This is a genomic window from Melioribacteraceae bacterium 4301-Me (assembly GCA_041538185.1).
GTDB lineage: Bacteria > Bacteroidota > Ignavibacteria > Ignavibacteriales > Melioribacteraceae > Pyranulibacter > Pyranulibacter aquaticus.
In genome coordinates, this window is the sequence record JBGORM010000006.1 from 199,956 (window position 1) to 221,673 (window position 21,718).

Annotated in this window: 20 protein-coding genes; 2 read left to right on the forward strand and 18 right to left on the reverse strand. The window is 33.3% G+C overall.

All coding sequences use genetic code 11. The features are described from left to right. Nucleotides 1–12 precede the first annotated feature (12 nt). From ABRY23_11380 to ABRY23_11415, 8 genes are all read right to left on the reverse strand, one after another. Nucleotides 13–1,206 carry a glycosyltransferase gene (locus ABRY23_11380; GenBank protein ID MFA3783653.1) on the reverse strand — a complete coding sequence of 398 codons (1,194 nt, stop codon included), beginning with the start codon at nt 1,204–1,206 and terminating at the stop codon, nt 13–15. Between the two features lie 148 nt (nt 1,207–1,354). Beyond that, entirely contained in the window at nt 1,355–3,394 is a 2,040-nt protein-coding gene (locus ABRY23_11385) for a M13 family metallopeptidase (protein MFA3783654.1), read from the reverse strand. A gap of 172 nt (nt 3,395–3,566) precedes the next feature. Then, a complete protein-coding gene (locus ABRY23_11390) occupies nt 3,567–3,932 on the reverse strand; it encodes a DMT family protein (protein MFA3783655.1) in 366 nt (121 codons plus the stop codon). A 1,182-nt stretch (nt 3,933–5,114) separates the two neighbouring features. After that, a complete protein-coding gene (locus tag ABRY23_11395) occupies nt 5,115–5,954 on the reverse strand; it encodes a DUF6544 family protein (protein ID MFA3783656.1) in 840 nt (279 codons plus the stop codon). Between the two features lie 90 nt (nt 5,955–6,044). Then, a complete protein-coding gene (locus ABRY23_11400) occupies nt 6,045–6,458 on the reverse strand; it encodes a NifB/NifX family molybdenum-iron cluster-binding protein (GenBank protein ID MFA3783657.1) in 414 nt (137 codons plus the stop codon). Between the two features lie 3 nt (nt 6,459–6,461). Continuing rightward, nucleotides 6,462–6,767: a DUF134 domain-containing protein gene (locus ABRY23_11405; GenBank protein ID MFA3783658.1), complete on the reverse strand. Its 306-nt coding sequence runs from the start codon at nt 6,765–6,767 to the stop codon at nt 6,462–6,464. Nucleotides 6,768–7,102: 335 nt separating this feature from the next. Continuing rightward, complete coding sequence (locus tag ABRY23_11410; protein MFA3783659.1) at nt 7,103–8,401, reverse strand: diaminopimelate decarboxylase; 1,299 nt, start codon at nt 8,399–8,401, stop codon at nt 7,103–7,105. After that, nucleotides 8,391–9,239: a CPBP family intramembrane glutamic endopeptidase gene (locus ABRY23_11415; GenBank protein ID MFA3783660.1), complete on the reverse strand. Its 849-nt coding sequence runs from the start codon at nt 9,237–9,239 to the stop codon at nt 8,391–8,393. Before ABRY23_11415 ends, ABRY23_11410 begins: the two co-directional genes overlap by 11 nt. A 200-nt stretch (nt 9,240–9,439) precedes the next feature. Between ABRY23_11415 and trmB the strand changes: the two genes are divergently transcribed. After that, on the forward strand, nt 9,440–10,084 hold the full coding sequence (gene trmB, locus ABRY23_11420) for a tRNA (guanosine(46)-N7)-methyltransferase TrmB (GenBank protein MFA3783661.1): 645 nt from the start codon (nt 9,440–9,442) through the stop codon (nt 10,082–10,084). A 226-nt stretch (nt 10,085–10,310) separates the two neighbouring features. On the opposite strand, the gene ABRY23_11425 is transcribed toward trmB, so the two are convergent. The 10 genes from ABRY23_11425 to ABRY23_11470 all read right to left on the reverse strand — a co-directional run bounded on the left by ABRY23_11425 (nt 10,311) and on the right by ABRY23_11470 (nt 20,701). Then, nucleotides 10,311–11,429 (reverse strand): C-GCAxxG-C-C family (seleno)protein, encoded by a 1,119-nt coding sequence (locus ABRY23_11425; protein MFA3783662.1) that lies wholly within the window; start codon nt 11,427–11,429, stop codon nt 10,311–10,313. A gap of 11 nt (nt 11,430–11,440) precedes the next feature. Continuing rightward, nucleotides 11,441–11,881, reverse strand: coding sequence for a tol-pal system YbgF family protein (locus ABRY23_11430; GenBank protein ID MFA3783663.1), 441 nt, complete (start codon nt 11,879–11,881; stop codon nt 11,441–11,443). A gap of 199 nt (nt 11,882–12,080) precedes the next feature. Beyond that, a complete protein-coding gene (locus tag ABRY23_11435) occupies nt 12,081–13,406 on the reverse strand; it encodes a sigma-54 interaction domain-containing protein (GenBank protein MFA3783664.1) in 1,326 nt (441 codons plus the stop codon). A 1,209-nt stretch (nt 13,407–14,615) separates the two neighbouring features. Further along, nucleotides 14,616–15,254 carry an HAD family acid phosphatase gene (locus tag ABRY23_11440; protein MFA3783665.1) on the reverse strand — a complete coding sequence of 213 codons (639 nt, stop codon included), beginning with the start codon at nt 15,252–15,254 and terminating at the stop codon, nt 14,616–14,618. A 13-nt stretch (nt 15,255–15,267) separates the two neighbouring features. After that, complete coding sequence (gene hslU / locus ABRY23_11445; GenBank protein ID MFA3783666.1) at nt 15,268–16,632, reverse strand: ATP-dependent protease ATPase subunit HslU; 1,365 nt, start codon at nt 16,630–16,632, stop codon at nt 15,268–15,270. 14 nt (nt 16,633–16,646) lie between these two features. Beyond that, nucleotides 16,647–17,180 (reverse strand): ATP-dependent protease subunit HslV, encoded by a 534-nt coding sequence (gene hslV, locus ABRY23_11450; protein ID MFA3783667.1) that lies wholly within the window; start codon nt 17,178–17,180, stop codon nt 16,647–16,649. 23 nt (nt 17,181–17,203) lie between these two features. After that, complete coding sequence (gene proC, locus ABRY23_11455) at nt 17,204–18,022, reverse strand: pyrroline-5-carboxylate reductase (GenBank protein MFA3783668.1); 819 nt, start codon at nt 18,020–18,022, stop codon at nt 17,204–17,206. Between the two features lie 28 nt (nt 18,023–18,050). Then, nucleotides 18,051–18,677 (reverse strand): isoprenylcysteine carboxylmethyltransferase family protein, encoded by a 627-nt coding sequence (locus ABRY23_11460; GenBank protein MFA3783669.1) that lies wholly within the window; start codon nt 18,675–18,677, stop codon nt 18,051–18,053. Beyond that, on the reverse strand, nt 18,674–20,131 hold the full coding sequence (rpoN, locus tag ABRY23_11465; protein MFA3783670.1) for an RNA polymerase factor sigma-54: 1,458 nt from the start codon (nt 20,129–20,131) through the stop codon (nt 18,674–18,676). The genes ABRY23_11460 and rpoN overlap by 4 nt, the downstream gene beginning before the upstream one ends. 3 nt (nt 20,132–20,134) lie before the next feature. Beyond that, nucleotides 20,135–20,701, reverse strand: coding sequence for a DUF3109 family protein (locus ABRY23_11470; protein ID MFA3783671.1), 567 nt, complete (start codon nt 20,699–20,701; stop codon nt 20,135–20,137). A gap of 101 nt (nt 20,702–20,802) precedes the next feature. Here ABRY23_11470 and ABRY23_11475 point away from each other — a divergent pair, with 101 nt between their 5' ends. Continuing rightward, complete coding sequence (locus ABRY23_11475; protein ID MFA3783672.1) at nt 20,803–21,561, forward strand: SDR family NAD(P)-dependent oxidoreductase; 759 nt, start codon at nt 20,803–20,805, stop codon at nt 21,559–21,561. The last annotated feature ends 157 nt before the right edge of the window (nt 21,562–21,718 follow it).

Sequence of the window (21,718 nt, forward strand, 5' to 3'; positions counted from 1 at the left end):
TATGGTCTCCATTTAATTTTTTAATATCTCCATCATTTCGGCGGTAAATTTTTGCCAGGAGTATTTTTCAACCTCAGCTTTTATGTTTTGGGTAAACTCGAACTCCTTATTCTCTTCATAAAACCTAATTATTGTATCAGCTAATTGTTCCGGATTTTCCTTTTCAATAAGAAATCCTGTTTTGCCGTCTTCTATCATTTCTGTTAAACCGCCGACTTTAGTTGCAATTACTGGTTTATTGAAATTATTTGCAATCTGAACTATACCACTTTGAGTTGCATCTTTGTAGGGAAGAACAACAACGTCTGCAGCTGAAAAGTAATATTTCACATCTGCTGTCGGGATAAAATCATTATGAAGCGTTACTTTCTTTTCAATATCTAATTGCTTTATTAAAGAAAGATATTTGTTTTCATCCTCGTAGAATTCACCAGCCACTATTAGATTCAAATCAATTTTATCTTTTAGCAAGGCAACCGCTTTCAAAAGAATATCTAATCCCTTATATTTTCTTATAAAGCCAAAGAATAAAATATTTTTTTCAGATTTTATCCCTAATTTTTCTTTTGCTGCTTGCTTATCTATTAACTCTCCAAAGTTAGAATAAATTGGGTGAAATAAAAGCTTATACTTTGCATCTTTTTTAATCTTTATCAAATCCCTTTTAACAGTTTCTGACATTAAAATAAAATAGTCTACAACAGAAAAGAAATATCTTGTTAAGGCAATATCGCCAACTTTTTTTTCGTGAGGTATAATATTGTCGCAAATTACCAGCACTTTTGTGGTTTTGTTTTTTTTAGCAATTCTTGAAATTGTTCCAAAACAAGGTGCAAAAAAAGGCATCCAGTATTTGAAAATAATAAGATCTGGTTTTTCTTTTTTAATTTTGTTTCCGAGCATAAGCCAGTTCAATGGATTAATTGAATCGACTAATATTTTGGTATCTATCTTTTCAATTTCATTTTCGGCCTCTGTCTGCGATTTGCCAGGGAAAAACAATTTAGGGTATTGACGTTTAAATGTAATTACTTCTAAGTCATGATTTTTTTTTAATTCCTTAAATAGCAATCCCGTAAAATGAGATATTCCCCCTCTCAAAGGATAGGCTGAAGATATAATTTTTATTTTCATTAGCTTTGTATAAAGAGCAAAAGTTATTATTGGCAATTTCTTTGTTGCCAAATTTAGTAAATATTCTGTCATTTAATGGCACTATGGGACTTAAATTTTCTTTTTGAAAAGGCAGGTTAATATAGAGAATTCAGTAAGGGTGTTTTTTTATTAAGCAGATAGGGGGCTGAATTCTCATTAGTCAGCCCCCTCTTATTGTGAATTGCTTTAAGTGCAATTTCTACCAAATCTTGACAATTTTGTCGTCGGGATTTCTCATAGGGTCGCCTGGTTTAACATCAAAAGCTTCAAAAAATTCTGGAATGTTCATAAGAGGTCCATTTACTCTAAAGTAACCAGGTGAATGGACATCGGTTTTAAGTCTAAGTTTAAGTGCATTATCTCTTATGTTGTTTCTCCATACTTGTGCCCAAGATAGGAAAAATCTTTGAGCCGGAGTAAAGCCGTCGATTTTTTCACCTTTTTTATATTGTTCAGTGTTCTTAAATGCAGTGAATGAAACTGTAAGACCGCCGAGATCAGCAATATTTTCGCCAAGTGTTAAAGCACCGTTAATATGGAATGTGTCTATTGCTGCAAAGCTGTTGTATTCATCTATTAGTTTTTGCGCGCGTGCTTTGAATTTGTCGTTATCTTCTTTGGTCCACCAATCTCTTAAATTTCCGTCTGCATCAAATTGTCTTCCTTGGTCGTCAAACCCGTGAGTTATTTCGTGACCTATAACAGCACCCATTGCACCATAATTAACTGCATCGTCGGCATTTGGGTCGAAAAATGGCGGTTGAAGAATTGCTGCTGGGAAGACAATCTCATTTCTTTGTGGACTGTAATATGCATTTACAGTTTGAGGGGTCATTCCCCATTCAGTTCTGTCGACGGGTTGATTAATTTTTTTCAGGTTATCTTGACTTGCCCATTCGTTAGAGCGCATTATGTTGTTAAAATAAGAATCGCGTTTTATGATTAGTCCCGAATAATCTTTCCATCTATCTGGATAACCAATTTTAACGCCAAAGGTACTTAATTTTTTCAATGCAGCATCTTTTGTGGTTTGGCTCATCCAATCAACGTTTTTGATTCTTTCACCCATTGCCTTGAGAAGATTATCAACTATAGCTTTTGCTCTTGCTTTAGCTTCAGGTGGAAAAACTTCACTAACGTAAAGCTTTCCTAAAAGCATTCCCATAGCACGGTTAGCTGCGAATAATACTCTTTTCCATCTTGGCTGTTGTTCTTTTTGTCCGTTCAAAAATTTGCCGTAAAATTCGAAGTTTTCATCTTCAAACGGCTTGCTTAAATAAGGAGCTGCATCGTGAATAACATTCCATTTGAGGTAAATTTTCCATTCGTTAAGCGGAACTTCTTTTATCATTTTGCTCAACTCTTCGAGGTATTTAGGCTGACCAACAATAACATTTCCAATGTTTTTTACACCAAGCACATCAAAATAAAGGTCCCAATCGAAACCATCGGCAAGATATTTTAAATCTCTTACATCCATTTTATTGTAAGTTTTTTCTGGATCTCTGTTTTGTAAACGCGTATTAGAAGCTTTTGCAAGTCGTGTTTCTAATTTCATAACGATATTTGCATATTCTTTAGCTCGAGCTTCATTAATGCCAATTAGTTTGAACATATTTTCAATGTGTGTTAAGTATTTTTCTCTTATTTCCTTTGAGTGGTCATCATCCTTTGTGTAATATTCCACATCGGGCAGATTAACTCCGCCTTGTCTAATTTGCGCAATGTTCATAGAACTGTTTTTAGAATCAATACCTGCGAAGAAATTGAAAAATCCTCCCGTGCCCAATTGATGAAGTTTTGCAATTAATTTGACCATGCCCATTTTATCATTCAATGCATTAATTTCAAGGAGGTAGGGACTGATAGGCTCAATTCCCATTTTTTCAATTGAATTAGTATCCATTCCAGTTGCATAGAAATCGCCTATCATTTGTTCAGGTGTTCCTTGTGCAGCATTTTTATTTGAAGCGGCACTTTCAAGTATTTTTTTTAGTACCTCATAGTTTTTTTCTGCTAACATTTCAAAAGTGCCCCAACGACTGTATTCAGGCGGGATGGGATTATTTTTTAACCAATTGCCTACTGCATATTCATAAAAATTGACTTGAGGTTTTACTGATGTGTCAAGATTATTTGTATCTAAGCCTGAACTTGGGTTTTGGTAGATTATAAAACCTAAAAACAAAAGAACAATAAAAGAAGCCAGGGGGATGAAAAGTTTAAATTTGTTTGGCATGTTGACCTCCACTATCTGATGAAAAAATAAACATAAATTAGACGTATTTTTATGATTAAATGTTCTTAAGCACTTTAATAAAAGTGATTTTTTGGTAATGAACATTTAATCCATACTAAATTTATCAAATTTATGATAATAATATTTTGGGAAAATTTAGGTGAGCTTGTGTTTAAGCTGACCTAAAAATAAAATAGACAGCGCCTACCAAACAAAGTGCTGCCCATAGATAGTCAAGTTTTAAAGGTTGACGCATGTAAATTGCAGCAAAAGGTATAAAAACAGAAAGTGTAATAACTTCCTGTAAAATTTTTAGCTGCGATAACGATAGTTCAGAATAGCCTATTCTGTTGGCGGGTACTTGTAACATATATTCAAAAAGAGCAATTGACCAGCTGATAACTGCTGCAACATACCATTTTTTATCTGCTAAATTTCTTAAATGGCCGTACCATGCAAAAGTCATGAACATGTTTGATAATATGAGTAATAACGATGTTCTAACAATAACAGGCAAGCCTGTAATAAACTTAATCATAAATTTTCCTTTCGAATGAGGCGTAAAACAATAAACGTTAGTGGTTAAATGAATTGATTATGTTAAGAAAAACAAAGTAGTACTCCAAAAAATACTTCTGCAAAAATATTTGAAAAAATTATATCAGTCCAAAAAAATTTTATGCACCAGGCTGATTCGAAAGATTATTCTTGTTCTAAGTTTGTTCCTTTTACCGATTTGTTTTAGAGCCAAATTGACTACTTTTTTTGCAAAATTTCTTTTATTTATAAATTATCCTCTTTACTTCATTCTTGCTCTTTCTACTTTGATTATCTTTGCTGTTAGTATCTCTTAGATTAACTGTCAACAATAAGCTAATAAGGTTGATTCACTCTGATATCTCGCTTGTTACTAAGGTTCATTGCTTCCTCATTATTACTTTCTATGACTAAGGTTCACTTACAGATAAGTGGTGAATTTTCATCGTGGATGCATTCTCATAATACCTTATTCTTTTCTTTACTACCTTAGTAACCTAAACAAATAAAAAAGAAACCAGACCTTATTAGCTTATTGAAAAAACAACTCTGCTTACAGTAAGTAAGCCATAAAACCAATAATAGTTAATTCTTTGAAACTTCTGAAAAATTCAATGCGTAATTACAGGTACCTTTGATTTGAGTGTAGACTTAAACTTTAGTGAGAATGACAGATAATCCCAACCTATGCATTAGAAAATTATATATTCACCTTTACTTGTGACTTATTTACATTCTATATTCTATCTTTATTTACCTTTGTTTATTTACAAATTTTCCTCTTTACTTCATTCTTGCTCTTTCTACGCTGTTAGTTTTTAGATTAACTGTCAACAATAAGCTAATAAGGTTGATTCACTCTGATCTCTCGCTTGTTACTAAGGTTCATTGCTTCCTCATTATTACTTTCTATGACTAAGGTTCACTTACCACGAAGTGTGGTCATCCACCACTCCACAATGTGGTGAATTCTCATCGTGGATGCATTCTCATAATACCTTATTCTTTTCTTTACTACCTTAGTAACCTAAACAAATAAAAAAGAAACCAGACCTTATTAGCTTATTGAAAACAACTCTGCTTACAGTAGGCAACAGACCAAACTAAATTTAGTTGTTAATGTTATCTCACCAGTATATACATTAGAAACAAGAGAATCTCACATTTTATTGCATAATTTGAGTTAATAACTGTATTTAACTTTTGTAATATCAAATTTGCCGTAAAGAAGATTTTTAGTTGGCAGGTTCCATTCAACCTCAACATGAGTAGGAACCATAAAGTTGTCAATCAATTTATAATTGCTATAATAACCAGTGTATGGGGTTAGGACATAGCCAGAATTTGTAGTGCGGTATCTTTCAGTTTTTGATTTTATTATTTGATGCTCTTTGTTAAAATAAAAAATGATGTTCATCAAGATTCCATTTTCAATTAAACTTAGCTCGGCGGTGCTGTCGCTTAATTCTTTCCAATTAGCATTTTTATTCAAAGCCAAAAAAGTTGGGAACCATGCCGACTCAAGCACATATCTTAAAAGCGCACCCTGATCAATTTCTTTCCCTTTAGCATCTGTAATAGTAACGCTGGATAGAAACTTGATGAGCATATTTCCTTTGCCGTTGATGTATGAATCAATCCCTTTCACCCAAATTAAAGGCATTAGGTTAATACTAGCATTCCATATAAATTCTGGTTTTTGAGTATTGAATAACTGTTCGGCATACAGATTTTTGTATGGAGAACTTTCGTCAGTTTTAAACAATGCTTTTTGTTCAATTAAAAGAGATTTTGGAATTTTTGCGCCTTCTTTTATTGCATATTGGAAATAATTTTTGACATTCTCTGGTAAGTTTTGAATTCTATCGTAAGTAAAAACGCCAGAGTCGTTGCTTTCCGATTCCAGTTTAATAGTTTTTATTTTCTGTTCGATATAGCGGTTTGTAAGGAACGATGCAGCAAAGGCAAAAACAATAAAGAAGACGATAGGAGCAGTTATAATTATGATTACTATTTTTTTCATATAAATAATTATTAAACAGCCGCTAATTGGCGAATTAGCGGCTTTACAAAGTAGTTAGTTAAATACTTATTATCTAAAATAATTACAAAATTAATGATGTGCACAAGCAGCATCTTCAATTATTTCAAGTTCGCCTTTCATTAATTTTTTAACAGCTATTTCAGCATCTCTTTCGTTTGTACAAATGGGCGTGATATTGCTTTCCCTCAAATTTTCAATTAATCCCCAGCCAGCCGAACGAAATATCAAGTGTGAACAATCACTTAAAGCATCGATTAAACTCTGGTGATTATGATGATGTCCTTCACCATGATGATGCTCGTGGTGGTCATGTCTTCCGACTGAATGATGCGTAAAAGTATTTTCGCGGATTTCTTTTTTTACAATTTCGTTCCCATTGATTTCAAAAACAATAAATGCTTTGCATCTGCCCACATGACCTGTAACATGAATATTATCGTTTGTTGCTACGGCTATTTTTCCTGAAGATATTGGATTCAACATTTTTCACCTCACTGTTTTTATATAATTTTGAATTGTGTTTTCTATTCTTATAGCTTTCCCATTTAAGATTCCATCCGCAGTTTTCCTTCTAGCGCTTTCAAGTATTCTGCCAAAAGTTGCCCGCGAAATTTTCATCTTTTCTGCAGCTTCCTCGTGCGACAGGCCATTTAAATCTGCCAGTCTTAGCGCTTCCAGTTCATCAGCTTCCAGAACAATTTCCTCAAGCTCGAACATTGGAATTCCGCGCGGCTTAAAATAATTAGCAGCTGGGCTGCATCTTATATGTCTGCATTTTTTGGGCCTTGCCATAAAAACAGTTATGAGCATATGCTCATAACAAAATTAAGATTATTTTTTTTAGTTGTCAAGAATGTAGGTCGGTTCGCCGAACCGACTGATGCTTAGTCGGAACAGCGTTCCGACTTACAATGCATATGGATTCAGCGAACCGACTTTAGCATATTCTTTAGAGTAACTAATCTAAAAAATGAAAACTGGATGAGTTGCAAAATTTCTATTAAATACATTTTTATTAATGATTAATGTTTCTGTTTAGGCGGACTGTTAAAAAATTTTATTGCGTTGTTTTTAGGAATCAGGTAATCTCTGGACAGTTCCTGTTTTAAAATCTTTTAAAGAAGGGTTTAGGACCAAAAATCCAAGATATTTTTCAGAGTTAATCTTTTTTTAATCACCATAAATTTTTCACCGTTTTCGCAGTAAGCAATAACCTTAGGCATTTGTCTACTGTTGTAGCTCGACCACATACTAAGTGTATACGCACCAGTATCGTGAATAATTACAAAGTCGCCTGGTTTGATTTCCGGCAGCAGAATATTTGTTGAAATTACATCTCCGGAAAAACATAACGGACCGGCAATAACGTATCTTTTCTTTCTACCTTTTTTAACTTCACCGTTACAATCAAGAACAGAAATATCATGATGCCATTCGTTAGGATTATAGACGCGTCTCAAAAACAAATCAGCTCCAGCGTGAATTACTGCAGTGTTTATCCCGCCTTGTTTTTTTACGTACTCAACTTTGCAAGCTGTCCAGCCTGCATTTGCATTTATCCATCTTCCGAATTCTGTTATTAGTTTATATTTTTTTGAAAACAAAGCTGGAAAATTTTTCTTTATTTCTTTTGCGTATTCCGAGACGCTGATTTCAACATCATTTTTTTTGTATTGAACTGGTAGTCCCCCGCCTATATCGAAATTTTTTATTCTGTTTGGAACTTTCTTACTCTGCAAAAAATTATTTGTCTCTTCTACAAATTCATAAACCACACCAATCCCGTTCAAAAGCATTCTCAAAGAAATTCCTTGTGAGCCAATATGCAAATGAACACCGGTAAGCCAAGGAAATTCAGTAAAGGAATTTTTTAATTCATCCTTAAAATTTTTTATTGGAATTCCAAATTTGGAATATTCATCAGCTGTACTAGTAATTTTAATTTTACCTGAGCCAACCTGCGGGTTTATTCTTATTCCTATTTGGCTTTTTGATTTTATTTTTTTCAGCAGTTTATCAATTCTTTCAAGCTCAGAAAACGAATCTGCATTTATTCTTACGCCTAATTTAAGTGCATATTCAAGTTCTTTTTCGGTTTTAGCCGGTGAATCAAAAACAATTTTTGAAGGATGTACTCCGCTTTTTTCAGCTAAATATAATTCTGGGAGGGAAGCCGCTTCAAGGCCAAATTTTTCTTCTCTAAAAAATTTTAGAATTCTTACCAGTGGATTTGCTTTAATTGCAACAGTGTTTAATGTGTTTTGTGGGAATGAGCTTCTAATTTCTTCAAGTCGTTTTTTTAAAAAAGTGTAATCGTAAAAAATTATTGATGTATCTTCTTCTTTTATTAAACTATTATGCTCCGTATTGTCGAGAGCTTTCTTAAAAGTTTCTGATATTTCTTTAATGTCTATTTTACTCTTCATAAAAACTTTTTGAATTAGCTGTATTTTTTAACCACATTGTTTTTACACCTAAAGAAATAATTGCTGCAAGAACAAATGTAATCATAGAATAAATAAAAGAAATTTTTACCAACTCGTTTGCATCTTTTCCATTAGTAATAAAAACATTTTGAAAGAAAAAAATACTTGAGTGGAAAAGGATAATAAGTAAGAGGCTTCCTTTAGTGTAATTATAGATCCATGAAATAATAACAGAATAAGATAAAAGTGGAATGAAAGTAGACGCAATGAAATAAACACCGAATAACTTCCCGAAGAAATCTCCGGCTGTCCAATATAAATAGGCAAAACTCCAAATGCCCCACATAAATCCAACCACTATTCCAGTAATTAGCGGGGAAGATTTTTCTAAAAATTTTCTATGTGCAAAACCTCGCCAGCCTAGCTCCTGTACAAATCCACTAATAAAACTGAAAAACAAAACTGAACTCCACCCAAACCAATTTATCGGTGGTGGTGAATCAAACAAACTAAAAAATAATCTAGTAAATAAGACGCACAGTAATGGAATGAAAACAATAGTGTACCAAATTCTTTTTGTTGTACGTTTTGTTAGTCCATTAAGTAAATTTGAAATTTTTCCTTCAAGAATTTTTGATAATATTAATGCGGCTAAAGTAGGGCCAATTGCAGCTGCAAGAAAGAACAAATAAAATATGATTGATTTTTCGCCGCTTAATGATATGTAGTGTGACGATTTAATTTTCAGCAGAGTTAATAAATAAAAAAATAGCCAGCTCCAACTAACTGATAGAATAAAAAAAGAAAAGACAGGTTTAGATAAGATAAACTTTTTCATACTTAAAAATATTTTTTTATTATCACTAAAGCAGTGTGCTTTTCCTTTAAAAAGATTTTAAGACAATTACGATTCTTATTTTTACAGTATTTTTTTTATAGTTTATCAATAGAATTAAACTTTACCAAAGATATGAATTTGAGAATGAATCTTAAATAGAAACAAGTTTTTTATTTTTGTGTAAGATATTAAAAGCATCTATGGGAAGGACAAAGCATAAAAAATTAGCCGAAGTGAGAACATTTCCTAATGTGTTTGATGGGAAACAATTTGAAGTAGAAAAAGAAATTCTTCGTTATTTTAAAAACAGCAATCCTATTTCTTTGGAAATAGGTTGTGGGCATGGAGATTACACGATTAATCTTGCAAAAGAATTTCCCAAAAAAAATTTTATTGGGATTGACATCAAAGGCGCTCGGATTTGGGCCGGGGCAAAAGCTTCTTTAGATTTGAAGTTGAGCAATGCTGTATTTTTAATATCCCGTGCCGAATGGCTTCCTGAACTTTTCAAGAACATAAAATTCTCTGAAATTTTTATTCCTTTTCCCGATCCTCATCTAAGAAGAAAAAGTGCACCGCGAAGATTGGTTTCATTGGATTTTTTAGAGGTTTACAAGCTGCTCTTAGAAAAAGGAGGCAGGGTATATTTCAAGACAGATAATGAGGAACTTTACCAATTCGCCTTAAAAAACATTCAATCTAAAAACCTAAATATAATTGCCAAGTCGGAAAATTTGTATTCTGAAACTCAGCATGATTTTTTTGCTTTAATCAAAACTAAGTATGAAAAGCATTATTTAAAAGAAGGAAGGATTATAAAGTATATATGTTTTAGTTTTGATTAAACCCAAATTTCTCACCAGCCTGCGCTGGCAGGCCAGTCTGCGCTGGCAGATTAGAAAAATGGGAATCCATCCACGAAGTGGCGCATTTGCATAAAACATCCACAGATTGTCGGGGTTAACTCCGATAGCCCCGAGAAGTCGGGGTGTATCGAAATTCATTTTAATGAATTATTTTGGGTAAAATATAATATGCCGGCCTTAAATATAGACCGGCAAAAACAACATTTTATTTAACAAGGTTCATTTTTTTAGTTTGCTGGAATTCTCCGGCTGTCATTCTTGCAAAGTAAATGCCGCTTGCAACTCTATTGCCAAGACCATCAGTACCATCCCAGTCTACCGTATATTTGCCTGGCTGCATTACCTCATAATCAATTAATCTTTTCACTTCTCTGCCCATAATATCATAGATAATTAAAGATACTTTTTCTGCTCGGGCAACAGCTACTTGTAATTTGGTGGATGGATTAAATGGATTTGGATAATTTTGCGACAACTGAAAATCGTTTGGTACATTTTTATCACTCATAACAACACTATTCACATTATGCGGGTCACCGTGACATTGTTTGCAATTCATTTGACTCATTACATTGTTGAACCCTGATGGCCCATGACAAGTCATACACTGTGCTACAGCGGGATCGGTTACAAAAGTAGATTGAAATGTATGAGCGAAAAAGGCATTTAACACTTCAGCTGTTTTTGCAGCAACGTCACCTGCCAAACGAGCACATCTTTCTTTTCTTTCAACATCACTTACTTTTTTGTTAGCGGTAATACACCATTGAGTTACAGAAGCGTGGCATAATACACTGCCACTTACACTTTGAGGTAATGCATCGTTATACTTTTTGTCTTCGTACTTACCATCAAGAGCAGCTTGATTTGCAGCATCACTTGGAAAGTTTGAAGAAGTATAATAACCCCACACTTCATTTATTAGTGCCCCGGAATCTGCTTTAGAAGTGACTAAACTTATAATTGCAGCGGCACCATTAACAGCACCGCAAAGAGTACCCCAGCCGTTTCCTCCGCCGCGCCCAAAAAGCATTACTTCCATTGGAATATTTGCCCATGGGTCGGGCAGTAATTCAGATAATGCTTCTGTAAAGGCTCCAAATACACCGGAGGCACAGTCTTTGTCATTCCAATAAAGGTGATGCGCCTTTAACCGTACAACCTCAGGATCCAATTGGGTATACGGTAATGGCCATGTCGTTTTAGTATTGGCTAAAATCTTTCCGCCAGCAAGAGCATTTAATCCTACAACTCCCGCAACGGCCCCTACCGCATACTTTGATGTACTCGTTAAAAATTCTTTCCTTGTAATTTCACGTGGCATAATTTAACTCCTTAATTGTGATTTTTATTCGTTTGTTTTAGTATTTGAATAATGGAAGATATTCTTTCGTCAGATGAATTAATTTTCTCAGCATTTTGAAAATATTCTAAGGATTTTCCTTTATCACAATAAAGCCATAGTATTCCTAGTTCAACGTTGGTTTCATAGCTGTCTTTTTTCTCTAAAAATTCTTCTTCTAATTTTTTAGTTAATTCTGGACAAGGGCAATCTTCTTTTTCTGGATTAGTATTGGTTATTAATCTTATATCCTCTCTAATAAGTTTGTAAAAAAGGTCCAACGCCTTATCCAACTGACCCGTTTGTGTATAGCATATTATTAGTTTCTTTTGTGTTTTTTTCGCAGCAGAATTATTAACTATTTTTTCAAATTCTCTAATTGCTGAAGAATAATTCCGAATTAGAAAATGGTAATTTCCTAACATCTCGCTCATAGTATTTTTACAAGTACAATTTCCCTGCCATTTTTTTGTTAAACTTTTTAACTAATTATCTTGGTTTTTTCTTCAAAAAGGATTTTTTGCTAAAAAACAGATACGATGTACTGTTGCACGGAATGCAACTTATCTCCTTAACTTTTTTTGCTGAAACGCATTAAGTGATTGCAACAAAGTGTTGCATGAAACGGTAGGTTTAACTGTCTTGAGTTCTTATTGATTTTAAATGACGCCAGATAGTTGTTCTATTAACACCAAGAACTTGTGCAACTTTGGTCTTGTTCCATTGATATTTATTCAACAGACTTATAAGCTGGTTTGTATCAATATTTAGTTTGCCTAACTCTTTATCTTTTTGGCAATCAGAATACTTAATAATATAAGATGGCAAACTGCATAATGTTATTTTATTCTCTTCTTTGTTTCTAATAAATGCGTATTCAACAGCATTTTCGAGTTCACGAATATTGCCCGGCCAATAATAGTTTAACATTGCATTTAATGCATCATCCTCAATATATTCAATTTCCTTATTATAAAGCAGATTAAATCTCTGTATAAAATGTTTTATTAAGAATGGAATGTCATCTTTTCTTGCTCGTAAAGGTGGTAAGTAAATTGGTACTACATTTAACCGGTAATACAAATCTTCTCTGAAGCTACCATTTTTAATTGCTTCCTTAATATTTATGTTAGTAGCAGCAATTATTCTTACATCCACTTTTCTTGTAATGGACTCACCTAATCTTTCAAACGTACCTTCTTGAATAACTCTAAGAAGCAGAGCCTGCATTTGGAGAGGCATTTCACCAATTTCATCTAAAAAAATTGTTCCTTTATCAGCAAGCTCGAACCTGCCTATTCTATCTTTTACAGCGTCTGTAAAAGCCCCTTTTGTATGACCAAATAATTCGCTTGCAAGTAAATTAGGTGGCAAAACAGAGCAATTAACTTTAATAAATTTCTCTTTTCTTCTTTTGCTGGTAGCCTGAATTGCATTGGCAATCATCTCTTTACCCGTGCCAGTTTCACCTTCTATCAATACTGGAACGTCAGTGCATGCAATTTCTTGTATTAAATAAAAAATATCGTTCATTACTTTAGTGTGACCAACAATGCCATGAAAGTTAGTATTTTCTTTTAAATAATTGTCTACAGCAGAATCAAAAGAAATATCTCTAAAAGAAATCACGCCTCCTATCGGATAACGTTCTGAGTTCTTCAACACTGCCGCATTTAGTTTAATTGGAATAGGATTAGAGTTCTTGCAGTGGAATTTGGTCTTTAAATCATAAATGCTTCTACCAGACTCCAATACTTTAGCTAAGGGACATTCAAAAGTGCAGAATTCGGTCTGAAATATATCTTTACAATGTTTTCCTATTACTTCTTCTTTTTTAAAACCAGTAATCTTTTCAGCAGCATGATTAAAAAAATCGATTCTAAAATCCATATCAACTGTGAACAATCCTTCAGCTAAAGAATCAAGTATTTCCGATTTTAGTTTAGATATATCACTCATAAATAAAATATAAAAAGATTTCTATATCTAATTTAATAAAAAGGGAAGACTTTTTAAATACTGGGCATTTATGAATGCAGAATGTAGAATCCAAATTTTTAACTTAGCCATAGGCTAATGAGCCTCTGACTCAAAGGAAAAATAGCCCCTTGGACGATAAGGCATAACTTACATAGTAAAAAGTTGAATACCAACGTTTTACGTACCAGTCTGCAGTGGCAGGTCGACCTTCTGAAAAAATTCATTCCTTCTTTTGGGTTAAAAATAGCACATGTTATTACACAGGCTGCAGAATCAAGGTCTCCTCGACACCACAACGCTCAAGAAAAAATCTTCTAATGAATAATTTGGGTTAAGTGAGAATTCACCAATTCGTGATTAAAAATTCTTTGAAGAAAGAAAATTAAGGATAAGGTAATAAGGTTAGACTTCATTTTTGTTAAGTGATGTTACTAAGGTTACCTCAAAAATAAAATGAGAATTCACCACTTCGTGGGTGGATTCCATTTGTGGATTGCAGTTATAAAAACAAGAAATTTTTACATAACCTTAGTAATAATAGTCGACAAACTAAATTTCAAACCTTATTAGCTTATTTGTGAGCCATATTAAACCATATTAGTAGCTCGACGGATGATTAACAACATGGTAAACGACAAATGATTTATTACGGGTGTTATTGATGCGAGGGGTGAGAAGAACCAGATCCTAAGGCGATTAATAATTACATTAAACTCAAATGAGGCAAAAATCAGTTTGAAGGAAAGATTTGATAAAATCTTTGAAATCAAAGAGGAGATATAAGGTAATTCACAAAGTGGTGAATTCTCAAAGGTTCAGTTTTTTTGGGTTAGTTAGAGTTACTAAGGTTTAGAAGAAAAAGATAAGGTCAAACCCGTTTGACGAGTCAAAGAAACCTTATTTCTGAGATTGACTCGTTAGAGTTTACGACCTTAGTAACAAGTCTAATCCTTGAACCTATCTAACCCTTTGAGCATTCACCACTTTGTGAATTACCTTCGGATAACCTCAAAAATAGCTTTGGGAAATAACCAATTGAAATTGTTAAATAGTAACAAACTTCTTACAGATAGAACCAAAGGAGTTTACAGTTCATATCTAACCCAGATTTATCATTAAAACGAGATTGAATGCGGCTTTATTTGATATAAGCAAGGAGCAACTAAAAATTTAACAAGCTAATTAAGTTTAATTTATTATATACATATAATTAGGTAGTTTTATTTTAATGCCGGTGTATTTTCCTTTCATATCGCTCCATTGATCACCTATGCATGCAATTATATGATAACCTTTTTTAGAAAGTTTTTCTCTTTCACGTTCTTTAAAAACAGCTGTGGATATTTTTTGGTCATTAGGTTTTTTAGTTATCAAAGTATCAAAGACTGAATAACCCGCATTTTTCAGATTTTTAATTGTTGCTTGTTCTTCATCGATAGTTCTACCTGAAAGAAAAATTATTTTAATTTTTTTTGAAAGCAACCAGTCGTAAAATTTCTTTACTTCTAATATTGCTGGTGCCTTGCTCTCCTTGACCCATTTATCCCAAAGGTTCGGTTCATAGCCGAAATTAATATCCTTAATAATTTCATAGTTAGAAAGAGCAGTTTCGTCTACATCGAAAATTACTGCTGAATTTAGTGGGAGGGATAATTTATTTATCTTGCTCTCAGCCTCAGAAATTATTTTTTTGAGGTCAATTTCATATTGTCCAGATTCGTAATAGTCTTCTACAGTTTTTTTAGCTTCCTGCAGATTAACAATTTTTTGAGCATAGTAGCTGGAAACAAAACAGAAGAAAAGAATAAGAATATATATCTTTCTCATTATTTACTTTTAACTAAAGAATATATTTACTGAGATCTCTGTTTTTAACGATTTTATCTAAGCGTTGTTTAACTAAATTGGCATCAATTTCAATTTTTTGAGAAGGAATTTTATCTGGAACATCAAACAATATATCCTCGAGTAAAGTAGTCAATATTGTATGAAGCCGTCTTGCGCCAATATTTTCGACTTGTTCGTTCACTACCGCCGCTGTTTTTGCAATTTCCTTAATAGCATCTTCTTTAAATACTATTGAAACTCCTTCTGCCTGAAGTAGAGCTGCATATTGTTTAAGCAGAGCATTTTCGGGAACTGTAAGAATTTTTACAAAGTCTTCTTCAGTTAAACTTTTAAGTTCAACGCGAATTGGGAATCTTCCTTGCAGTTCTGGAATTAGGTCTGAAGGCTTAGAAACATGAAAAGCACCAGATGCAATAAAAAGTATATGGTCTGTTTTAACAGGACCGTATTTAGTGTTTACAGTAGAACCCTCAACAATTGGAAGTAAATCTCTTTGAACTCCTTCACGAGAGACATCAGGACCTTGCTGACTTTTGGAGCCTGCTATTTTATCTATTTCATCTATAAATACAATACCAGCTTCTTGCACTCTATCAATTGCTTCTTTTTGGACAGCTTCCATATCTATCAATTTTTGAGCTTCTTCTTGAGCAAGAATTTGTCTTGCTTCCTTAATTGTAGTTTTACGTTTTTTTTTCTTTTTAGGAATCATGCTGCTCATTAAATCCTGAAGGTTCATTCCAAGATCATCCATGCCTGCTGGTCCTAGCACTTGTAGTCCAAATGAAGGTACACTAACATCAAATTCAATCATTCTTTCGTCCATTTCTCCATTGCGCAATTTTTCTCTCATCCATTCGCGTGTTTTTTCATTTTGAAGATTTTCATTTTCTCCATTTTCATCTAAAGTAGAAACATGCTTTTTTACTGGTGGAATCAGTTGGTCTAAAATTTTTTCTTCTGCAAGGCGTTCAGCTTTTTCGCGGACTTCTTCTGTTTTTTCTGAGCGAACCATGCTAACAGCAATTTCAGTCAAATCGCGTATCATTGATTCAACATCTCTGCCTACGTAACCAACTTCTGTATATTTTGAGGCTTCAACTTTAATAAAGGGGGCACCGGCAAGTTTTGCAAGTCTCCTTGCAATTTCCGTCTTACCAACTCCTGTGGGTCCTATTAAAATAATATTATTAGGAAGTATTTCTTCTCTAATATTTTCTTCTACTTTTTGCCTTCGCCATCTATTTCTAAGTGCAATGGCAACTGCTCGTTTAGCTTCATCCTGTCCAATAATATATTTATCAAGTTCTTGGACAATTTTTGTAGGTGTTAATTCATGCATTAAATCAATTTTCATAATAAATCCGAAATTTATTTTATAACTTCAACGTTAATTTTATCGTTTGTGTAAATACAAATATCAGCAGCTACTTTTAGTGCTTCTTTAACAATTTCTTCGGCGGAAAGGTTGCTATATTTTTTTAACATCTTAGCTGCAGCCAAGGCATACATTCCACCGGATCCAATTGCAACAATATTATCTTCTGGTTCTACAACATCTCCAGTGCCAGAAATAATAAAAGTCTTATCCTGTGAAACTACGGCGAGCATTGCTTCAAGTCTGCGTAAATATTTATCGGTTCTCCAGTCTTTGGCAAGCTCAACTACGGCGCGGCTCAAATTTCCGCTGTATTGTTCAAGTTTTTCTTCAAAGCGGTCGAACAAAGTAAATGCATCTGCTGTTGAACCGGCAAACCCGGTTAAAACTTTGCCATTTAACAAGCTTCGGATTTTAATTGCGTTATGTTTCATTACAGTATTTCCGAATGTAACTTGTCCATCGCCGCCAAGAGCTGCTTGGCCATTATGAATCAACCCAATTATTGTTGTTGAATGAGTTTTCATAACATTCTCAATTTAAAAAATTATTATTCAGTTTTATATAAAACAGCAGCTTTTTCCGCCGAAGTGACAATTCCTTTAATTAAAGCCGAACTAAATCCGTTGTGCTCCATTTGATTTAACCCGGAGATTGTACAACCTCGCGGAGTTGTAACTTTATCTACTTCAGTTTCCGGATGATTCTTTTTATCGAGCAATAAAGTGGCCGCCCCTTTAGCAGTTTGAGCTGCAATGAATAAAGCTTCTTCACTATGGAATCCTATTTCAATTCCACCCTGTGAAGCTGCGCGAATAGCCCTCATAAAAAATGCTATACCGCAAGCACCTAATGCTGTTGCAGGAATCATTAATTCCTCATCAATTATAATAGTTTTACCGACAGAGCTAAAAATTCTTTCAGCAATTTCAAGTGCTTTATCTGTCTTAGAGTTTGCTGCAAGACATGTCATCGATTCTCGGATGGCAATTGCTGTATTTGGCATTGCTCTTATAACTTTGATTTCGTCCCCAACCAATTTTTTAATTGCCTTAATACTTGCGCCTGAAACAACAGACACTAAAAGGTGCTTCTCAGGATTTAATTCAGGCTTAATTTCTATCAGCAAGTCGTTTAGCTGTCGCGGTTGAACAGCAAGTATTATTACTTCTGAGTTTTTAACTGCTAATTTATTATCGGAAGTAATGTTAAAACCTTTTTCTTTATATTCATTTAACTGTTCAACATGCCTTCTTGTAATAGTTATTTTGGAAACATCGAAAATATTCGAGTTATGCAAACCATTAGCTATTGCTAAACCTATGTTACCACCGCCAAGTATTGCAGCAGATGAAACACTATCTTTCATTTTATTTTCCTCTAACTTAATTTTATATCTAACGCTTGTGTAATTTAATTGGAATTATTCTCGGTACCCTTTTTTGATATTCTATGTATTCATCACCAAATTTTTCTACCAATTTTTTTTCTTCGAAAATTGAACCGACATAGAAATAAATTATAATACAAATTAACATTACTAAATAAAACAAATCCATTGTTGGCCTTAAACTCAAGAACAAAATTGAAAAAAAATAAATTGGATGGCGCATATATTTGTAAGCACCTTTTGTATTAAATCTTTGAATTTCATCAAGTTCTTCTGCATTGTATTCTTTATTTAAATACCTTTTAATTTGTGCTACTCCAAGAAATTCTGTTACGTCTACAGACCGTGCTGCCCACAGCAAGCCAAACAAACTTATAATTTGAAATGCAAATGTAATAATATCGTAAGGATAATGTAAATCGTAAATGATTATATCTGGCTTAGGCGCCTCAAAGTAGACAAACATAAAAATTATTAAAGAAGAGATATTATAAAACAAACGGTAAAATGCTATTAAGTTGCCTGCTCGTTGAGCAATTAATCTTTTAACTTTATTTGAAGCAAGAAAAGTGTGAGAGAAGCCGAAAAAAGTAAAAAGCAGAATTATTAAAAGAACATCAAGAAGAAAGCTCATAACTCTTTACGCAGTCTTGCAACGGGAATTTTGAGCTGTTCTCGGTATTTTGCAACTGTTCTACGCGCAATATGAATTCCCTTTTCTTGTAAAATACTTGCAATTTTGTCGTCGCTGTATGGATTTTTCTTTGGTTCATTATCGCAAATTTCCTTTATCAATTCTTTTATATGTTTATTAGAGACCTCGTCACCGGAATCTGTGGGCAAACCCTCACTGAAGAAGTATTTTAGTTCATGAATGCCTTGTGGACTTTGCACATACTTTCCATTTACAACGCGGCTGATAGTAGAAATATCCATTCCAATTTCATCGGCAATATCTTTATAAATCATTGGTTTTAGGAACCGGGGACCATTTTCGAAAAATTCATACTGCCGTTCTAAAATGGCTCGCATAATCTTTAAAAGTGTATTTCGTCTTTGCTGCAGAGATGCAATAAACCATTTTGCCGATTCAAATTTTTCTCTAAGAAACTTGTGGGTTTCTTTATCACGTTCAGAAATTTTTCTCTTCCTTTTATTATTTTCAAGCAGTTCAAGATACGATTTGCTTATTGTAACTGATGGCAAAGATTTGTCGTTTAACGTAACTATATAATTATCCTCTACCTTTTCAATTATAAAATCAGGAGTAATTTGATTTAGTTCCTCAGAATCAATGTTACCTTCACCTGGCTTAGGATTTAATTTTTGTATTAACTGCAGTGTGCTTTTTAAAGTTTCTCTTGTAAGATTAAGATTTTTTTGAATTACATCATATCGTTTGTTTACAAAATCATCGAAATGGTTAGTTAATATTTTTTCTGCCAGATAAGAATAATATGGGTCGTAAGAAGAATTTTTAATTTGGACAAGCAGGCATTCCTGTAAATTTCGAGAGGCTATTCCTACTGGTTCTAAAGTTTGAATTTGTTTTAATACCTTTTCAGCATTTTCTAATGATATGTCAATATGCTCAAAAAGTTTTAAATCGTTTACCAACCGCTGCAAATCTTCTCTAAAATAACCGTCTTTATCCAAACTACCAATGATATTTTCGCCAAGAATTGTTTCCTCTTCAGTTAATTCCAGCATATAGAGTTGATCGATTAAAGATTCTCGCAAGCTTTTTTTCTGTGGTGCCAAAGGTCGAGACTTTTCCTCATCCTTAGAGCGATTTAGTTTATCAAGGTCAATATCTTCATCGTTCATGAAATCTTCTATTCCAAACTCATCGTCATCATTTTGATAGGAATCATCTTCCTCTTCTATCGATTCATCTGTTTCTGCATTTTCCTCTTCCCTAAGCTCAATGTCTTCTTCAATTGTTTCTTCTAAGATTGGATTTAGTTCCAGTTCAGTTTTAATACGTTGTTCCAAAGCCAATGTGTTCAATTGCAGAAGTTTTTGATATTGAATTTGTTGTGGAGATAATTTTTGTTGTAATGCTAATTTTTGTTGCAGCGTAAGCATCTTTTATACCCTCATTATATCCTTTATTTTAGTGAACCATTCTTTGCCGAACTCTCTTTGGAGTGCATCTTTACAGAAGTTCAGAATATTTGTTTTTATTTTCTCTCCCAATTTAAGAGCCGGCTCGCATTCAATATATTTTTCATATCTTAAAACTTTACCGCCAAATTGCCCTACTCTAATAGGAAATAAATGACACGAAGCGGGCTTAATAAAATCTATTTTACCATCACTGTAAGCCTTTTCTATAGAACATTTAGCTATATCGTTTTCCCAGCTTACAAAAACGCAAGCTCTATTATCAATACTCTTTGTCATATATTCACCATGAATTTGCATCCAAAACCCATTTTTTTCAATTTCTTTCTGGTGTTCCTTACTTAAATATTCTTTTATAATTGGCAAATTCTTATTAATAATTTCAATTTCCTCCTTTTTTAAAGGTGCACCATATTTACTCTCCATTGTACAACATGCACCTTTGCACTTAGCTAAGTCGCAAGTAAACGGCGTTTCGGAGATATCAGTGCTTACTAAGATATTATCTATTTCAATAAAATCTGGTTGCATAAAAAACGGAATAATTTTTGCTAAAGATACAAATTTTGTTTCATCAAATAAAACTATAGTTTTGAATGTAACTAAAAATTTATTTCTCTAATAAATATACGATGGAACTTACAAACCGAACAATACTTATTACTGGAGCTTCTTCAGGAATTGGAGAAGCATTAGCAAGAAGATTAGCACACTTTAAATGCTCGTTAATTTTGGTCTCTAGAAGAAAGGAAATACTCGATAAATTAAAAGAAGAATTAAAACAGAAGGCTAACAGTATAATAACACTTCAATGCGACGTTAGTTCAAAAACCGAAGTAACCAAAATTTTTGACTTTATTCATGATAAAAAAATAAAAATTGATATCGCTATTCTTAATGCCGGCATTGGCAACGAAATGAAAGTAGAAAATTATGATTCTGCAATTGCTGAAAAAATATTTAATACAAATGTATTAGGTATGATCTATTTTATAGAAAAACTTATTCCCGAATTTATCCAAAGAAGATCTGGCATAATTGCAGGCATTTCGAGTCTTGCCGATAACAGAGGATATTCCAGAAGTGGTTTTTATTGTGCAAGCAAGGCTGCTATATCTGTTTATCTTGAAAGTTTACGTCTCGAGTTTAAACCTTACGGGGTAAAGGTCATTACAATTAAACCAGGCTTTGTAAAAACACCTATGACATCAAAAAATAAATTTCCCATGCCGTTTATTATTTCGGCAGAAAATGCCGCAGATATTATCATTAAAGGAATTCAAAAAGAAAAAAGGGTAATTCAATTTCCTATGCCTACTGTTATTCTTTCTCGACTGGTTGGTCTGTTGCCAACAAATATTTACGAGTATTTAGCATCAAAAATAATATAGATTTCGACCGCTCAGAAAATTCTACAAAATAAAATTTACAAATAGTCTTCCTTTTTAGTATTCCGCTTTTATTCATATCTAGACCACAGTCTTGTGAACCTGCTGCTTAAAATCTGCCTCTGGCAGAAATGAAATATATGATTGAAATGAACTCAGC

Excerpts from the sequence above, each read along its gene's own strand:
- ABRY23_11380 (MFA3783653.1), bottom strand. The coding sequence starts at position 1,206 with ATGACAGAATATTTACTAAATTTGGCAACAAAGAAATTGCCAATAATA.
- ABRY23_11385 (MFA3783654.1), bottom strand. The coding sequence starts at position 3,394 with ATGCCAAACAAATTTAAACTTTTCATCCCCCTGGCTTCTTTTATTGTT.
- ABRY23_11390 (MFA3783655.1), bottom strand. The coding sequence starts at position 3,932 with ATGATTAAGTTTATTACAGGCTTGCCTGTTATTGTTAGAACATCGTTA.
- ABRY23_11395 (MFA3783656.1), bottom strand. The coding sequence starts at position 5,954 with ATGAAAAAAATAGTAATCATAATTATAACTGCTCCTATCGTCTTCTTT.
- ABRY23_11400 (MFA3783657.1), bottom strand. The coding sequence starts at position 6,458 with ATGTTGAATCCAATATCTTCAGGAAAAATAGCCGTAGCAACAAACGAT.
- ABRY23_11405 (MFA3783658.1), bottom strand. The coding sequence starts at position 6,767 with ATGGCAAGGCCCAAAAAATGCAGACATATAAGATGCAGCCCAGCTGCT.
- ABRY23_11410 (MFA3783659.1), bottom strand. The coding sequence starts at position 8,401 with ATGAAGAGTAAAATAGACATTAAAGAAATATCAGAAACTTTTAAGAAA.
- ABRY23_11415 (MFA3783660.1), bottom strand. The coding sequence starts at position 9,239 with ATGAAAAAGTTTATCTTATCTAAACCTGTCTTTTCTTTTTTTATTCTA.
- trmB (MFA3783661.1), top strand. The coding sequence starts at position 9,440 with ATGGGAAGGACAAAGCATAAAAAATTAGCCGAAGTGAGAACATTTCCT.
- ABRY23_11425 (MFA3783662.1), bottom strand. The coding sequence starts at position 11,429 with ATGCCACGTGAAATTACAAGGAAAGAATTTTTAACGAGTACATCAAAG.
- ABRY23_11430 (MFA3783663.1), bottom strand. The coding sequence starts at position 11,881 with ATGAGCGAGATGTTAGGAAATTACCATTTTCTAATTCGGAATTATTCT.
- ABRY23_11435 (MFA3783664.1), bottom strand. The coding sequence starts at position 13,406 with ATGAGTGATATATCTAAACTAAAATCGGAAATACTTGATTCTTTAGCT.
- ABRY23_11440 (MFA3783665.1), bottom strand. The coding sequence starts at position 15,254 with ATGAGAAAGATATATATTCTTATTCTTTTCTTCTGTTTTGTTTCCAGC.
- hslU (MFA3783666.1), bottom strand. The coding sequence starts at position 16,632 with ATGAAAATTGATTTAATGCATGAATTAACACCTACAAAAATTGTCCAA.
- hslV (MFA3783667.1), bottom strand. The coding sequence starts at position 17,180 with ATGAAAACTCATTCAACAACAATAATTGGGTTGATTCATAATGGCCAA.
- proC (MFA3783668.1), bottom strand. The coding sequence starts at position 18,022 with ATGAAAGATAGTGTTTCATCTGCTGCAATACTTGGCGGTGGTAACATA.
- ABRY23_11460 (MFA3783669.1), bottom strand. The coding sequence starts at position 18,677 with ATGAGCTTTCTTCTTGATGTTCTTTTAATAATTCTGCTTTTTACTTTT.
- rpoN (MFA3783670.1), bottom strand. The coding sequence starts at position 20,131 with ATGCTTACGCTGCAACAAAAATTAGCATTACAACAAAAATTATCTCCA.
- ABRY23_11470 (MFA3783671.1), bottom strand. The coding sequence starts at position 20,701 with ATGCAACCAGATTTTATTGAAATAGATAATATCTTAGTAAGCACTGAT.
- ABRY23_11475 (MFA3783672.1), top strand. The coding sequence starts at position 20,803 with ATGGAACTTACAAACCGAACAATACTTATTACTGGAGCTTCTTCAGGA.